This window comes from Streptomyces sp. NPDC002138 (genome assembly GCF_040296485.1).
GTDB lineage: Bacteria > Actinomycetota > Actinomycetes > Streptomycetales > Streptomycetaceae > Streptomyces.
The window spans coordinates 1-15,131 of record NZ_JBEOXE010000080.1 but is presented as its reverse complement, the minus strand read 5'-3'; the positions used below and the strand labels follow the sequence as shown (position 1 = coordinate 15,131).

Below are 15,131 nucleotides of genomic sequence, written 5' to 3'. Positions count from 1 at the left end.
CAGGGGGGGACCGGCGGGGCTTGCCGGGCGGGGCACGGGCCAGGGGTGCGGCGGATGGGCGGCCCGGCCGGGTGGTCAGGTCTCGGTCGGGCCGCCGCTCGGGGGCGAGGGCTTACGCGGCCGCCACGCGCCGGGCGGAGCGTCCGCCGAGCTGCAGCAGGGTGGCCTCGCCGGTGGCCGGGTCGAGGACGAAGCGGCCCGTGTACGGCGCCTCGTGGGCGTCGGCGCGCCGGGCGGTGAAGACCAGCCCGTCGTACAGGGTCAGATCGGCGATCAGGCCGGTGCCGTCCGAGAGCCGCAGCCCCCGGCCGTCGCCGCCGCTCCCGCCGTCGCCGTCGCCGTGGGCGTGGATGGCGAAACAGGTGTCACCGTTGCGGAATTCGCCGATCAGTGATCTCACGTCCCCGTGCGGGGAAGCCTCTTGGGGCAGAGCGGGCCGGTAGTCGCCGACGGGGACGCCGAGTTCGCGGAGCCAGTCCACGACATCGGCCCACATCAGCGTGCCCGTGGTGGAGTTGGTGGTCAGTGCCACGGCGGTGCCGCTCGCCGGGTGGAACCGCAGGTGGGCGGTGCTTCCGTCGACGGTGCCGTCGTGCCCGAGCCAGTCGCCCTCGGGCGAGGCGTAGTGGGCCAGTCCCGCGCCCCAGCCGTCGGCCATGCCGAAGGCATCGGCCGCGGCCACCCGCGCACCCGTCCCGGAGAATCCCCGCGCACCCGCCAGGGCGGCCGACGCGGGGTGGTGGCCGAGGTGGAGCCGGGCCAGTGCGATCAGGTCGTCGGCGCTGCCCGCGAGGCCTGCGGCCGGTGCCCAACTGGGCGGCACGTACGGGTCGGCCGGACGCGCCACGCGCTCACCGGGCCGCACCGTGTGACAGTCGGCCCGCACGCGGCCGGGGGCCGCCGGGCCGTGCAGGAACAGCGGATCGACGGCGAGCGGGCGCAGCAGGAGATTCCCCATCGCTTGTTGCCACGTCATATCGGTGACGGCTTCGATGACCCGGCCCAGAATGTTGTATCCGGAATTCGAGTACGAAAAGAAGCTGCCCGGTTCATGCAGCGACGCGGTGGTCGCCATGCTCGCCGCATAACGGGCCAGGGAGGCGTCGTCCGCCCGGTCCGGCTCATGGTCGGCGATCAGACCGGCGGTGTGGCTGAGCAGATTCCGCAGGGTGACGGACGATATCGCGTCATCCGTCGCCGCGTCGAACTCGGCCAGGTACTCCCCGACCGGATCGTCGAGTTCCAGATCGCCGTCGGACTCCAGCCGGGCCACCAGCGTGGCGGTAAAGGCCTTCGTGACGGAACCATAGGCGAATCCCGTGGCGGTCGTGACCGCGGCGGGAGCACCCGCGCGGAGCACTCCGGTGGCCACGGACAGGTTCTGCCCCGCCCGGTGAACGGTCAGCTGCGCGCCGGGAACGGTGTGGTCATGCGCGAGTTCTCGCAGCCGGTCCGCCGCTTGGTGCGCCTCCACGTCTCTCCCCCATCTCTCCGGTAGGTGCGGCTACCCGCACCCCGGATGGTGCGGTTACCCGTACCCCCACATCCTCGGCCACCCGGTCAAGGAAGGGCAAGGAGTTTCGATGTGAGGCAAAGACGCAGGTCAGACCTTGTTTATCGACCAGGGCAGCGTGGCCCTGACCGTAGTGGGCCCACCGGCGGGGCTGGCGACATCAAGCCGCCCGCCGAGGGCCGCGGCCCGGTCCTCGAGGCCGCGCAGGCCCGTACCGGCCGTGCAGGTGGCGCCTCCGACACCGTCGTCCGTCACCGAGACGACCAGGTGGTTGTCGTACTGGTCCAGGCTGACGTCGATGCTGGTGGCGCTCGCGTGCTTGACCGTATTGGCCAGGCATTCCACGATGATGTAATAGGCCGCGGATTCCACATTGACATCCGGCCTGCGCTCCAGCCGGCCGGAAACCGAGACAGGCACGTGGAATTTCTCGGTCAGCGCGATGACGGCGGCATCCAGCCCGCGGTCGCTCAGAATGGGCGGCTGAATTCCGCGGACCAGATCGCGTATCTCGTCGAGGGCCCGGCGGATTTCCTCGTGGGTTTCCTCGATCAGCGTGGCGAGGTATTCGGCGTCATCGCTCCTGCGCCGTTTCGCATAGGAGAGCGTCATCAGCAGCATCGCGAGCCGGGCCTGGGCGCCGTCGTGCAGATCGCGTTCCAGTCGCCGGTAATCCGCGTCATTCACCCGCAGCGCGGCGATGCGCTGGCGCTCCGCGGCGGCTTCCCGGCGCTGCGCCTCGGCCTCGTCGATCCGGCTGAGGATGCGGCGGACCATGCGGGCGCGGAGCCGGCCCATCCCGAACAGCAGGCCGATCAGGACGCCGAAGACGAGTACGGAGCCCAGTGCGACCAGGATCCGGGTGCCGGGGCCGTCGACCAGGATCGTGTTGCCGGGGCCGAAGGCGAGCTGTTCGGTCGGGCCGACGGGCAGGGCCACGAGGAAGGACACGACCGGGATCGCCAGCGCGGCCAGCGGGATCAGCCAGACCGTGCCGAGCAGCAGCAGTCCGAGGTACCCGATGTCGTCCCAGTTCGCCTCGGAGGACTGGCGCTGCTCCTCCCGCACGGCGGTCACCCGGTGCGGCGGGTCGCCCGGCCCGGTGCGGTCCACGGCGACCGAGTGGGCCAGCAGCCGCTCCAGGTCGGCGACGGCGCGCAGCATCGGGAGGCTGAAGGAGAACCCGTCGCGCAGCGCCGCCATCCTGGCCGGCACCTCCCGCAGCGCCTCGTGCAGGGCGCTGCCGCGGGGCGGCCGGTCCTCGGGCGTCCGGCCCGCCCACCGCGCGGCGGCGGCCCAGCCGCGCACGCACAGGGAGACGACTCTCGGCAGGCCGACGAGTGGCAGCCACGAGATGGCGCGGAGCACCAGGGAGACGACGACGAGCGGGGCCAGCAAGAGGCCGACCAGGCTGCCGACGGAAAGGTAGATGAGGCCGGCCGCGACGCGGTAAGGAGTCGGCAATTTCACGGAACTACGAACCACTACATTTCACTCGGTGATGTTTTGCAGCCGTTCGACGCCGCGCAGATAATCGAGCACCGCAAGCACCCTGCGGTGATTCTCCCCGGTATTGGGGATCTGCAGCTTTCCGAGAATGGCGGTGACATGCTTTTCCACGGCGCGTTCGGAGATGCCGAGGCGGTTGACGATTCCGCCATTGGTGAGACCGGTCGCCATGAGTTCCAGTACCTGGCGCTCACGGGGCGTCAGCAGATCCGTGGCCCGCTTCTCCCGCGGACTGCCCACGAATTGCTTGAAGATGTCGGAGTCCAGGACGGTCTCCCCGGCGCGGACCCGCTGGAGGGCGGAGAGGAACTCGTCGAAGTCGCCCACCCGCTGCTTGAGCAGATACCCCGTCCCACCTCGGGCGTTGCGGACGAGTTCCTCGGCGTACGTGTGTTCCACGTACTGGGAGAGGAGCAGGACGGCGGTCCCCTCGCAGTGCCGCTGGATCTCGATGGCCGCCCGGATGCCCTCGTCGGTGTGCGTGGGCGGCATCCGGACGTCCAGGATCACCACGTGCGGCCGGGTGGTGCGGACCACGTCGAGCACATTCGTGGTGTCACCCATCGAAGCGACGACGTCAATTCCTTCGTCCGCCAGCAGCCTCGCTATTCCTGCTCGCAAGAGCGCGGAATCCTCGGCGATCGCGACGCGCATGGAAACTCCTGCTCGTGAGGATCAGGCCAGTTGACGGACTTGGGCCGTCGAATGGTGAACGTGAAGGGGATGTGTCATGTGGGGGGCCCAGCATAGGCGCGACGTGACGGAGAACGCTACGCCGATCACCGAAGGAGACCTACTGCCGTGAAGTGATCGCCGCCACTCCGCCTTGCCGGAGCAAACGGCCGGTCGCGGCGAGGCTGACCACGACGCCCACCAGCATGCAGGACCCGGCCAGGGTGGTGAGCAGCGCCCAGGGCACGCTGAGCGGTGCTTCGCCGCCCAGGACGGTGAGCGCGCCGCGGTAGGCCCGGGCGCCGATCGCGACGAGCGCGGCGGCGATCGCGACGCCCGCCGCGGTGGTGCCGAGGCTCTCCCACACGGCCATGCGGCGCAGTTGGCCGGCACTCACGCCTATCATGCGCATCCCGGCGACCTCGCGGCCGCGCCTGCTGTAGGACATCACCAGGGTGCTCGCGACGGCGATCAGCGCGTACAGCGAGGCGGGCCCGGTCAGCACCAGCAGCACCAGCCGGTTCAACCGGTCCTGGCCGGTGGCCGCGTGGTCGAACCAGCGCGCGGTCTCGGTGACCTTGACGCGGTCCGGGCCGATGGCGCGGGTCAGTTCGGCGGCGACCGCTCCGGCGGAGCCCGCGGTCCGCGGGTCGAGCAGGACGCTCGCCCGCTCGGGGGCGGCGGCCGCGCCCGCCGCGTCCGGGGGCAGCAGCAGGTGCGGCACCGCCGACCCGCCGTCCAGGACCGCGACCACCGTGGCCTTGACCGGCCGGCCGCCGAAGAGGCCGTACGTCACCTCGGTGCCCACGTGGCGTCCGTACCAGTCGGCGAACTCCTTGGAGACCGCGACCGTTCCGGGCGCCAGGGCGGCGGCCTTCCCCTCGGTGACCGTGATCCGGTGGGTCCGGGCGAGGGCCGCCGGATCCACCACCGCCGCCTGGTCCTTCCACACCTCGATCGGCCCGGCGACCGCGACGTCCAGCGCGGCGGGCGCCGAGACGGCCGCCACCCGCGGATCGGCGCGCAGCGCCGCCAGGTCCGCGGGGCTCAGGCCGCCGCCGCCCGCGGGCTCGACCATCAGCTGCGCGGCGGTACGGGCCCGGTCGTCGGCCTCGGTCGCGGCCCCGGCGGTGGACAGGACGGTGGTGAACACCCCGACGATGGCGACGATGGCCAGCACCGGCCCCACCAGCGAGGCGGTGCGGCGGCGCGAGGTGGTGACCGAGGCGGCGGCCATCCGGCCGGCGACCGGGTCGGCCCAGCGCAGCGGCAGGGACAGCAGCCGCAGCAGCGGCGGGAGGTACACGGGACCGAGCAGGGCCGCCGCGACGGCCAGCGCCATCGTGCCGAACAGGGCCAGGGGCGTGGCCGCCTCGGCACCGGAGCCGGGAGCCATGGAGACCGTGACGGCGCCGCCCACGAGGAGCGCCGCGCCCGTCAGCGCCCGCCCGCCGGTCATCGTCCTGGCGTCCAGGTCCGCCTCGCGCAGGGCTTCCGTGGGCCGTACCCGGGCCGCGCGCTTCGAGGCGGCGAAGACACCGAGTACGGCGATGAGCAGACCGCTGCCCGCCGCGAACACCAGCGGCCACAGCACCGGACCCAGGTGCAGCTCGACCGGGGACAGACCCGTCCCGTTCAGGGCGTCCAGCACGCCGGGGGCGGCGACGGCCGCGGCCAGGCAGCCGGTCACGGCGGCGGGCACCGCGACCGCGAGGGACTCGCCCAGCACCATCCGGCGCACCTGCGGGCCCCCCGCGCCGACCAGGCGCAGCAGCCCCATGTCCCGGCGGCGCAGGGCGATGCCGAAGGCGCAGGTGCCCGCGATGACGAAGACGGTCACGAAGGCCGATACCACCCCGGCCATCGCCAGCACGCTCTGTACACCGCCCATGTCCAGGGCGCCGCCGGAGAGGGTGCGGGCGTGGCCCGCGCCGTCGGTGAGCGTGACCGAGGGGAGGCCGGCGGCGGGCTCGGGCACCGCCCAGGTGGCGGCCAGGGCGGTGGCCGAGACCCCGATGAGGGCCACGCCGAGGGCAAGCGCGACGAAGGTACCGACGAACAGCGCCCAGTAGTGGCGCACGGACTGGACCGATATGCGCCACATCAGCGCTCCCACATGCTCAGCTGGGCGGCGACCGCGTCGGCCGTCGGGTGGTCGAGGCGGCCGACGACCCGGCCGTCGGAGAGGAAGATGACCCGGTCCGCGCAGGCGGCGGCCGCGGGGTCGTGGGTGACCATGGCGACCGTGCGGCCCGCCCGGTCCACCGTGTCGCGCAGCAGTGCCATGATCTGCCGCCCGGTCTGGCGGTCGAGGGAGCCGGTCGGCTCGTCGGCGAAGACGATCTCCGGTTCGGCGACCAGGGTGCGGGCGATGGCGACCCGCTGCTGCTGCCCGCCGGAGAGCTGGGCCGGGCGGCGGTCCGCCTTGTCTCCCAGCCCCACCTGCGTGAGCGCCTCCATGACCTGGGCCTTCCTGACCCGGCCGCCCTGGAGCCGCAGCGGCAGGGCCACGTTCTCGTAGGTGGTGAGCATGGGCAGCAGGTTGAACTGCTGGAAGACGAAGCCGATCCGGTCGCGCCGGACCCGGGTCAGCTCGCGCTCGTCGCAGGCCGCGAGGTCGGTGTCGCCGAGGAAGACCTGCCCGCTGTCGGGCGTGTCGAGGCCCGCCGCGCAGTGCAGCAGGGTGGTCTTGCCGGAGCCCGAGGGACCCATCACCGCCGTGAGCGCCCGCTGCGGGAAGCCCACGCTGACCCCGTGCAGGACGGGGACGGGGCCCGCCGCGCTCGGGTAGCTCTTGGTCACGGAGGCCAGGTGGACGGCGGGCAGCTGGGTGTCGGTAAGCAGGGGCATAACCCCAGTTCAGCAGGGTGGACCCGGTCCGCGCAGTGGGTCTGCGCGGAGACCTCGGAGTGGGGTTTCCCCTACCTACGGCGGGGCCCGCCGGCCGATACAGTCGGGTCCAGACCATGATCTCTGGTCGGGTGCGGACCATGATCCCTGGAGGCCCTCGTCATGACCACCGTCGCCGTCTGGGAGGCCCTGCGGCGGCGCCCCCTGCGCTACCTCGTGTCCCGCTGGCCGCTGCGCGCCTGGGCCTTCCTGCTCGGCGGCACCGTGTGGGGGTTCCTGGTCCTGGTCGGCTTCGCGCTGCTGCTCTTCCTCGGGCTCGGGCTGTCCGTGCTCGGGATCGGTCTGCTCGTGCTGATGGGGGCCGCCGTGTCCGGGATCCCGGTCGGCGCGGCCGAGCGGCGGCGGCTGCGCCTGGTGGAGCCGGAGCCGCTGGCCGATCCGCACGGTTCACTGCCGGGCACCGGGGCCCTGCCCTGGCTGCGGACCCGGCTGCGCGAGCGGGCGACCTGGCGCGAATTGGCGTACGTACCCGTGCTCGGCGTGGTCTTCACCGCCACCGGTCTCGGGTTCACGGCCCTGCTCGGGCTGTCCCTGCTGCTGGTGGCCACGCCGCTGATCGTGTGGGCGATCGCCCCGGACCACGTGATGCTGATCCCCGGGCAGGTCATCGACGATCCGGTCGCGGCCCTGCCGGGGACGGCCGCGGGGCTGCTCGGCCTGCTCGTGGCCGCGTACGCGGGCGGGCTGCTGGCGGGCGCGCAGGTACGGATCGCCCAGTTCCTGCTCTCCGCGCGCGAGGAGGACCTCGGGAACCGGGTCATCGAACTCACCCGCTCCCGGGCCCGGTTGGTCGACGCCTTCGAGGCGGAGCGGCGCCGGATCGAGCGGGATCTGCACGACGGCGCCCAACAGCAGCTCGTGGCCCTGATGATGACGCTCGGGCTGGCCGAACTGGAGCTGCGCGGCCAGGAGTCGGCGCTCTCGCCGCTGATCACCCGGGCCCGCGCGGAGGCCCGCCAGGCGCTGGAGCAGCTGCGCGGGCTGGTCCGCGGGATCCATCCGCAGGTGCTCACCGACCACGGGCTGGCCGCGGCCGTCGCGGAGCTGGCCCTGCGCAACCCGATCCCGGTGAGCGTGGACATCGAACTCCCCGGACGGCTCCCGCCCCCGGTGGAGACCATGGCGTACTTCACGGTCACCGAGGCGCTGACCAACGCGTCCAAGCACAGCGGGGCGGACGCGGTCGCGGTCGTGGGGCGGCTGCGCGGTGAGCGGCTGGTGCTGCTGATCACCGATGACGGGCACGGCGGCGCCGATCCGCTCGCCGGGTCCGGTTTGCAAGGATTGGCGGACCGTGTGGCCATTTTGAAAGGCAGGCTCATCGTGACCAGTCCCGTCGGCGGACCGACCCAGCTCCGCGTGGAGGTCCCGTGCTCCGCCTAGTGCTCGCCGAGGATTCCGTCCTGCTGCGCGCGGGGCTGGTCGAACTGCTCTCGCGCGTCGGCCACGAGGTGGTCGCCGCGGTCGGCGACGCCTCCGAGCTGGCCCGAGCGGTGGACGCGGACCGGCCGGACGTGGTCATCACCGATGTACGGATGCCGCCCGGCTTCCGCGACGAGGGACTCAAGGCGGCGCTCGAACTGCGCGCGCGGCACGCGGACTTGCCGGTGCTGGTGCTGTCCCAGTACGTGGCCACCGCGTACGCCACCCAGCTGTTCAGCGGCGCGTCCTCGGCCGAGGGGGGCCTCGGCTATCTGCTCAAGGACCGGGTCGGCGAGGTCTCGGAGTTCATGGACGCCCTGGACCGGGTCGCGGACGGCCAGACCGTCATCGACCCCGAGGTGGTCCGGGTCCTGCTCCAGCAGCAGAGCGCGGGCAGGCCGCTGGCCCGGCTGACCCCGCGCGAGCGGGAGGTGCTGGCCCTGATGGCCGAGGGCCTCAACAACCAGGCCATCGCGCAGCGGCTGACGGTGACCGAGGCCTCCGTGGTCAAGCACGCGGGCAACGTCTTCATGAAGCTGGAGCTGGATCCGACGGAGGGCAACCGGCGGGTGCTGGCGGTCCTGGCCCACCTGCGCGGCGAGGCTCCGCCGGGCTGACGACGGCACCCGGCGGCGCCCGGCGGCGTCGGGCAGCGTCAGGCCCCGCCCGTCCGCTGCCCCGGGCGGACGGCGGTGGCGAGGTCGCGGGCCAGCGGGGAGAGCGCCGCGCAGAAGAGGAGTGCGCCGAGCGGGATCAGGTCGAGGCTGACGGCCGAGACGGCGGTGCCGAGCACCACGGCGACGGGACGCCAGAGGGCGATGCGGCGCTGCACGGCGAGCTGGACCACGAGCCAGATGAGGCCGACGTAGAAGAACAGCGGGACGACGGTGTAGACGGCGGGCATCACACCGGGATGGCTCTGCACCTGGTCGAAGAGGCGGTGCATCTCCGGGCGGTCGGCCGCGCGCAGGCCGACGGCGATGTCGATGGCCGCCTGCGCGATGACGGCCAGCGTGCCGGCCAGGCCGAGGGCGGTCGCGGTGCGCGCGCTCCACCGCGCGGCGCCGGTGACCGGTTCGGTCAGCCGGCGCAGGCCGGGGAAGACCGCCCCGAAGAGGGCCACCCCGACGAGCATGACGAGATGCCCGGCGGTCCAGGCGAGGTCCGGCCGGTGCTCCGGATTGGCGAGCCGGACGACCCCGTAGGCACCCATGCACAGGGGCCCGGCGACGAAGGCGGCCCGCGCGAAGGCGGTGCGCCGGGGCCCCCAACCGCGCTGTGGAGCGGGGAGGTTGCCCACCGGGGTCCGGGTGTCGGCGCTATGGGTCGCGGCGCCGTGGGTCGCGGCTCTGTTCGTCATGGGCCGATCCTGTCCGGGTGCGCGGGGCGCGGGCATCGGGAATCACCCCGAGTCGACCCCGACACGCCCCTGATCGTCCGTCATGGACGGCGAGGGCTGTGCGGCGGTCGGCGCCACGGGCTCCGCACGCCGGAAGCCGCGCGTCACGAGCAGGGTCAGCGCCCCGGCGAGCAGCCCCCAGAAGGCGGACCCGATCCCCAGCAGGGTCACCCCGGAGGCGGTGGCCAGGAAGGTGACCACGGCGGCCTCGCGGAAGGTCTCGTCGGAGAGCGCGGAGGACAGCGAGTTGGCGATGGTGCCGAGCAGCCCCAGCCCGGCGATGCCGAGGATGAGGGGGGCGGGGAGCGCGGTCAGCAGGGAGCTGACGGTGCCGCCGAAGACGCCGACGCAGAGGTAGAACAGCCCGGCCCACACGCCGGCGAGATAGCGCCGGTCGGCGTCCTCGTGGGCCTCGGGGCCGGTGCAGATCGCGGCCGTGATGGCGGCCAGGTTCAGGCCGAAGCAGCCGAAGGGCGCGAGCACGAGGTTGGTGGCGCCGGTCCAGCTGATCAGTGGGGACACCGGCACCCTGCCGTACCCGTCGCCGCGCAGCACGGCCACGCCCGGCAGGTTCTGCGAGGCCATGGTGACCACGAAGAGCGGCAGCGCCACGCTGACGATCACCTGCCAGGAGAACGCGGGCGCGGTGAACACCGGCTCGGCGAGCGCGAAGTGGACCATGCCGGGCCGCAGCGACCCCTGCCCGGCGGCGACGGCGACACCCACGGCGAGCGCCACGATGACCGCGTACCGGGGCAGCAGCCTGCGGCCCACCAGATAGGTCGCGAAGAGCGAGAAGACGACGGCGAAGTGGCCGTCCATGCTGCGGAAGAGGCCGGTGCCGAACTGGACGAGCACCCCGGCCAGCAGTCCCGCCGCGAGCGGCACCGGGATCCGGCCCATAACGCGCTCGAACCACCCGGTGAGCCCGCTGAGCACGATCAGCGCGGCCGACACGAGGAAGGCGCCGACGGCCTGCGCCATGGTGACCCCGTGGAGCCCCGACACCAGCAGGGCCGCGCCGGGGGTGGACCAGGCCGTGACGACCGGCGCGCGGTGGCGCAGGGAGAGCCCGACGCAGGTCACGCCCATGCCGACGCCGAGGGCCAGCATCCAGGAGGTGAGTTCCCGGGGGCCCGCGCCCGCCGCCCGGGCGGCGGTGAAGACGATCGCCGCGGAGCTGGTGACTCCCACCAGCACCGCGATGAGTCCGGCGGTGACGGCGGACGCCGGGGCCGCCCTGCGTAGGGTCGCGCCGAAGCGGCTCATGGGGTGCTCGCACTCGTCGGGGGTGGGCGTCGAAGAGCCAAGATCGCACACCGGACCGGCACTCCACCACGAGTCGCACGCGACCTCTATACGTGATCTGTGACATGTGAAATATTACCTGCGCTTCGGCACCAACTTCCAGAAAGGTCCGCCACGTTGCGCAGACTCGTCGCGGCAGGAGCGGCGATAGCACTCGCCCTCCTCGCCACCCCCGTGCTCACCCCGGCCGCGCTCGCCGCGGTCCCACCCGCACCGGCACAGCAGTCGGTCCAGAGCGAGCAGGCGGCCGCGCCGCCGCCCGCGCCCCTGGAACTCCAGCGCCAGGCCCTGCGCCGCCAGGCCCTCGAAGACGTCGCGGCCGGTCCCGGCGCCGCGGGCACCCTGAAGGCCGAGGCGGACGGCACCCTCCCCCGCACCGCCAAGGTCGGCAAGAACTACGTGGAGCTGGCCCAGGAACGCAAGGACAAGGTGTTCGTGATCCTCGCCGAGTTCGGCGACCAGGTCGACAACACCACGCAGTACGAGGGCAAGCCGCGCTTCGGCGGCACCCCGGGCCCGCTGCACAACGCGATACCCAAGCCCGGCACGAGCGACAACCACACACTGTGGCGCAAGGACTTCAGCCAGGCCTCCTACCAGCAGCAGTTCTTCTCGCGGGCCTCCGGGGACGTCAGCCTGCGCTCCTACTACGACCTGCAGTCCTCCGGCCGCTACGACATGGACGGCCAGGTCAGCGGCTGGGTCAAGCTCCCCTGGAACGAAGCGCGTTACGGCACCGACAACTGCGCCGAACCCGGCCAGTGCCGCACCAACTGGGACCTGGTCCGCGACGCCACCGACGCCTGGTACCGGGGTGAGGTGGCCAAGGGCCGCACCCCGGCGCAGATCAAGGCCCAGCTGGCCGAGTACGACGTGTGGGACCGGTACGACGCCGACCACGACGGCAACTTCAACGAGCCGGACGGCTACCTGGACCACCTGGTGATCGTCCACGCCGGCAAGGACCAGACCTGGGGCGGCGGCGCCCAGGGCAAGGACGCCGTGTGGGCGCACCGCTGGTTCGCGTACTACGACCAGGCCGGCACCGCGGGCCCCGCGGGCAACAAGGCGGGGGGCACCCCGGTCGGCGATTCCGGGATCTGGGCGGGCGACTATCTGACCGGCGGCGAGAACAGCGGCGTCGGCCTCTTCGCCCACGAGTTCGGCCACGACCTGGGCCTGCCCGACCTGTACAGCTCGGACGGGGACAACAGCGTCAACTTCTGGTCGCTCATGTCCTCCGCCTCCTACCTCGGCAAGGGCCGCAACACCACCGGTGCCTTCCCGGGCGACCTGGACGCGTGGAGCAAGCTCCAGCTGGGCTGGCTCGAGTACACGGAGGCCGACGCGGGCCGCCGGACCAAGGCGGTGCTCGGCGTCTCCGGATACAACACCGAGAATCCACAAGCCCTGTTGGTGCACCTGCCGCCGTCGGTGACGCGCACCGAGCTGGCCGATCCGTACGAGGGCGCGTCCCAGTGGTGGAGCGGCACCGGGGACTTCATGGACAACACCCTGACGCGTACGGTCGACCTCACCGGGGTCCCGGCCGGCGCCCCGGCCCGGCTCGACGCCCGGGTCTGGTACGACGTGGAGAAGGACTTCGACTTCCTGACCGTGGAGGCCTCCACCGACGGCGGGTCGACCTGGGCGGCGCTGCCCGGCACGGTGGGCGGCGCGGCGATCCCGGCGAAGGGTATCAGCGGAACCTCGAACGGCTGGGCCGAGCTCGGGGTGCCGCTGGAGGCGTACGCGGGCCGGAGCGTCACGCTGCGGCTGCGGGTGACCTCCGACGGCAACACCCACGGCAAGGGCGTGGCCTTCGACGACCTGAAGATCACGGCGGACGGCCGGGAACTGCTCCACGACGGCGCGGAGCAGGGCGCGAACGGCTGGACCGCGGTGAAGTGGAACCGTACCGAGGGGCGGTACGGCAGCGAGCAGCACCCGCGCGCGTACGTCGTGGAGAACCGCCGCTACACCGGCTTCGGTGAGTACCTCAAGACGGGTCCGTACAACTTCGGGCAGACCAACGACACGGTGGAGTTCTTCCCCTACCAGCAGGGCGTGCTGATCTGGCTGTGGGACACCGCCTACAGCGACAACACCACCAAGGCGCACCCGGGCGGTGGCCTGCTGCTGCCGGTCGACGCCCGGCCCGACGCGCTGCGGTTCGCGGACGGATCCCTGGTCAACGCCCGAGCGCAGACCTTCGACGCGACGTTCTCGCTGCGGCCGAGCGACCGGATCGTGCTGCACAAGGCGGGGGCGCCGCTGGTGGTTCCCGCGCGCCCGGGCGTGCCCGTCTTCGACGACCGGCACGGCACCTACTGGAACGCCGACCTGCCGCAGGTCGGGGTGAAGGTGCCGGACACCGGGACCCGCATCGCGGTCGTGAAGGAGGCGTCGGGCGGCGCGCTGACCACGGTGCAGGTGAGCCCGGCCAACTGAACCGAACCGGACGGACGGCCCGCCACCCCTCGGGGCGGCGGGCCGTTCGTCCGGGCGGCGCGGCAATGCGGTGCGGCTTCGGCGGTGCTCCGCTCAGGGGTGTCGGTTACCATCCCAGAACCTCAACCCACCGCTGTAGCCCCAGAGTTGGCCCGCACCGCCAAGGAATCCCCGTGATCAGCTTCGAAAACGTCAGTGTGAAGTACGACGACGCGCCCCGCTCAGTGCTGCGGAACGTGAACCTGACCATCGGTGAAGGGGAGCTGTGCCTGGTCATCGGGCACACCGGCGTCGGCAAGTCCACCCTGCTGGGCGCGGTCAACGGCCTCGTCCCGCACTTCACCGGCGGCACCCTCTACGGACGGGTGACCGTCGGCGGCCGGGACACGGCCGAGCACCCGCCCCGCGATCTCGCCGACCTCGTGGGGGTGGTGGGCCAGGACCCGCTCGACGGCTTCGTCACCGACACCGTCGAGGAGGAGCTGGCCTACGCGATGGAACAGCTCGCGGTGGACCGGATGGTGATGCGCAAGCGGACCGAGGAGATCCTCGGCCTGCTGGACCTGGCCGAGCTGCGCCACCGGCCCCTGCACGAGCTGTCCGGCGGCCAGCAGCAGCGCGTGGCCATCGGTTCCGTCCTCACCGCGCACCCCAGGGTGCTGGTACTGGACGAGCCGACGTCCGCCCTCGATCCGGCGGAGGCCGACGAGGTGCTGGCGGCCGTGACCCGGCTGGCGCGCGACCTGCGGGTGACCGTGCTGCTCGCCGAGCACCGGCTGGAGCGGGTGGCGCAGTACGCGGACCGGGTGATCCACCTCCCCGGGGACGGCTCCGTGGTGTCCGGCCACCCGGCGGAGGTGTTCCGTACGTCGACGGTCGCGCCCCCCGTGGTGGAGCTGGGGCGGCTCGCGGGCTGGACTCCCCTGCCGCTGTCGGTGCGCGACGCCCGGCGGGCGGCCGGGCCGCTGCGGACCGAGCTGGCGGGCCGGACGCCCGGACCGGCGCGGGCCGCCCACCGGGCCGGGGCGGCCCCCGGGGCCGAGGCGCTGCGGGCGCGCGCGGTGACCGTGACCCACATGGGGCTGCCCGCCGTGCGGGAGGTCGACCTGACCCTGCGCTCGGGGGAGGTCACCGCGCTGATGGGGCCCGGCGGCTGCGGCAAGTCCTCGCTGCTGTGGGCCCTGCAGGGGGCGGGGCCGCGCCGGTCCGGGACGGTGACGGTCGGCGGCGAGGCCGGCCGCGACCCCGGGACGCTGCCGGCCGCCGAGGCCCGGCGGCTGGTCGGGCTGGTCCCCCAGACGCCCACCGACCTGCTCTCCCGCCCGACGGTACGGGAGGAACTCGCCCAGGCGGACGCGGAGTCGGCCGGACCGGACGCCCGGCCCGCGCGGGAGGTCCTGGACCGGCTGGTGCCGGGGATCGACGACGCCATGCACCCCCGGGACCTCTCGGAGGGCCAGAAGCTGGCGCTCGTACTCGCCGTCCGGCTCTCCGCCGCGCCGGGGGTGCTGCTCCTGGACGAGCCCACGCGCGGCCTGGACCAGCGGGCCAAATCGGCGCTGATCCGGCTCCTCGACGACCTGGCGGCCCGGGGCCGCGCCGTACTGATCGCCACGCACGACGTGGAATTCGCGGCCCGGGCGGCCGACCGGGTGGTGATGATGACGAACGGCGAGACGACGACGACCGGCCCCACCGCCGAAGTCCTCACGACCTCACCCGCCTTCACCCCCCAACTCACCCACATCCTGGGCCCCCTCCGCTGCCTGACAACCGACCAGGTGGCGGCCCTACTGAACACCCCGTAACGAACCCCGGCCGCCCCACTCCAGCCCCACCCAGCGCCCCCACCCGGCTGAGCCAGGGGGTCAGGAAGGCGGTGGCCCAGCGGAGTTCGGACGCCAGGGTGCGGGGCGCCGGGCCGGGGCCGGGCAGGGGGCGGGTCCA

11 protein-coding genes are annotated in these 15,131 nt (G+C 73.0%); 4 read left to right on the top strand and 7 right to left on the bottom strand.

Annotated features, from left to right (window positions below; all coding sequences use genetic code 11):
- Window positions 1-112 precede the first annotated feature (112 nt).
- From ABT084_RS33245 to ABT084_RS33225, 5 genes are all read right to left on the bottom strand, one after another.
- Window positions 113-1,474 (bottom strand): serine hydrolase domain-containing protein, encoded by a 1,362-nt coding sequence (locus tag ABT084_RS33245; RefSeq protein ID WP_351052093.1) that lies wholly within the window; start codon window positions 1,472-1,474, stop codon window positions 113-115.
- 129 nt (window positions 1,475-1,603) lie between these two features.
- Window positions 1,604-2,983: a sensor histidine kinase gene (locus ABT084_RS33240; RefSeq protein WP_351052090.1), complete on the bottom strand. Its 1,380-nt coding sequence runs from the start codon at window positions 2,981-2,983 to the stop codon at window positions 1,604-1,606.
- A gap of 21 nt (window positions 2,984-3,004) precedes the next feature.
- Complete coding sequence (locus ABT084_RS33235; RefSeq protein ID WP_351052087.1) at window positions 3,005-3,676, bottom strand: response regulator; 672 nt, start codon at window positions 3,674-3,676, stop codon at window positions 3,005-3,007.
- Window positions 3,677-3,815: 139 nt separating this feature from the next.
- The gene (locus tag ABT084_RS33230; protein ID WP_351052084.1) at window positions 3,816-5,798 is read right to left on the bottom strand and encodes an ABC transporter permease; all 1,983 of its coding nucleotides are present in this window, start codon (window positions 5,796-5,798) and stop codon (window positions 3,816-3,818) included.
- Complete coding sequence (locus tag ABT084_RS33225; protein WP_351052081.1) at window positions 5,798-6,544, bottom strand: ABC transporter ATP-binding protein; 747 nt, start codon at window positions 6,542-6,544, stop codon at window positions 5,798-5,800. The genes ABT084_RS33230 and ABT084_RS33225 overlap by 1 nt, the downstream gene beginning before the upstream one ends.
- A 162-nt stretch (window positions 6,545-6,706) precedes the next feature.
- Between ABT084_RS33225 and ABT084_RS33220 the strand changes: the two genes are divergently transcribed.
- Both ABT084_RS33220 and ABT084_RS33215 read left to right on the top strand, forming a co-directional pair.
- Window positions 6,707-7,987 carry a sensor histidine kinase gene (locus ABT084_RS33220; RefSeq protein ID WP_351052078.1) on the top strand — a complete coding sequence of 427 codons (1,281 nt, stop codon included), beginning with the start codon at window positions 6,707-6,709 and terminating at the stop codon, window positions 7,985-7,987.
- Entirely contained in the window at window positions 7,975-8,643 is a 669-nt protein-coding gene (locus ABT084_RS33215; protein ID WP_351052075.1) for a response regulator, read from the top strand. The genes ABT084_RS33220 and ABT084_RS33215 overlap by 13 nt, the downstream gene beginning before the upstream one ends.
- A gap of 38 nt (window positions 8,644-8,681) precedes the next feature.
- On the opposite strand, the gene ABT084_RS33210 is transcribed toward ABT084_RS33215, so the two are convergent.
- Together ABT084_RS33210 and ABT084_RS33205 are read right to left on the bottom strand one after the other, a co-directional pair.
- Window positions 8,682-9,386 carry a hypothetical protein gene (locus tag ABT084_RS33210; protein ID WP_351052073.1) on the bottom strand — a complete coding sequence of 235 codons (705 nt, stop codon included), beginning with the start codon at window positions 9,384-9,386 and terminating at the stop codon, window positions 8,682-8,684.
- 42 nt (window positions 9,387-9,428) lie between these two features.
- Window positions 9,429-10,694 (bottom strand): benzoate/H(+) symporter BenE family transporter, encoded by a 1,266-nt coding sequence (locus ABT084_RS33205; protein ID WP_351052070.1) that lies wholly within the window; start codon window positions 10,692-10,694, stop codon window positions 9,429-9,431.
- A gap of 156 nt (window positions 10,695-10,850) precedes the next feature.
- Between ABT084_RS33205 and ABT084_RS33200 the strand changes: the two genes are divergently transcribed.
- Window positions 10,851-13,184, top strand: coding sequence for an immune inhibitor A domain-containing protein (locus tag ABT084_RS33200; protein ID WP_351052068.1), 2,334 nt, complete (start codon window positions 10,851-10,853; stop codon window positions 13,182-13,184).
- Window positions 13,185-13,357: 173 nt separating this feature from the next.
- Complete coding sequence (locus tag ABT084_RS33195; protein WP_351052065.1) at window positions 13,358-14,992, top strand: ABC transporter ATP-binding protein; 1,635 nt, start codon at window positions 13,358-13,360, stop codon at window positions 14,990-14,992.
- Window positions 14,993-15,131: the final 139 nt, after the last annotated feature.

Coding starts and splice junctions, on each gene's coding strand:
- ABT084_RS33225 (WP_351052081.1), bottom strand. CDS start 6,544: ATGCCCCTGCTTACCGACACCCAGCTGCCCGCCGTCCACCTGGCCTCC.
- ABT084_RS33235 (WP_351052087.1), bottom strand. CDS start 3,676: ATGCGCGTCGCGATCGCCGAGGATTCCGCGCTCTTGCGAGCAGGAATA.
- ABT084_RS33220 (WP_351052078.1), top strand. CDS start 6,707: ATGACCACCGTCGCCGTCTGGGAGGCCCTGCGGCGGCGCCCCCTGCGC.
- ABT084_RS33230 (WP_351052084.1), bottom strand. CDS start 5,798: ATGTGGCGCATATCGGTCCAGTCCGTGCGCCACTACTGGGCGCTGTTC.
- ABT084_RS33205 (WP_351052070.1), bottom strand. CDS start 10,694: ATGAGCCGCTTCGGCGCGACCCTACGCAGGGCGGCCCCGGCGTCCGCC.
- ABT084_RS33210 (WP_351052073.1), bottom strand. CDS start 9,386: ATGACGAACAGAGCCGCGACCCACGGCGCCGCGACCCATAGCGCCGAC.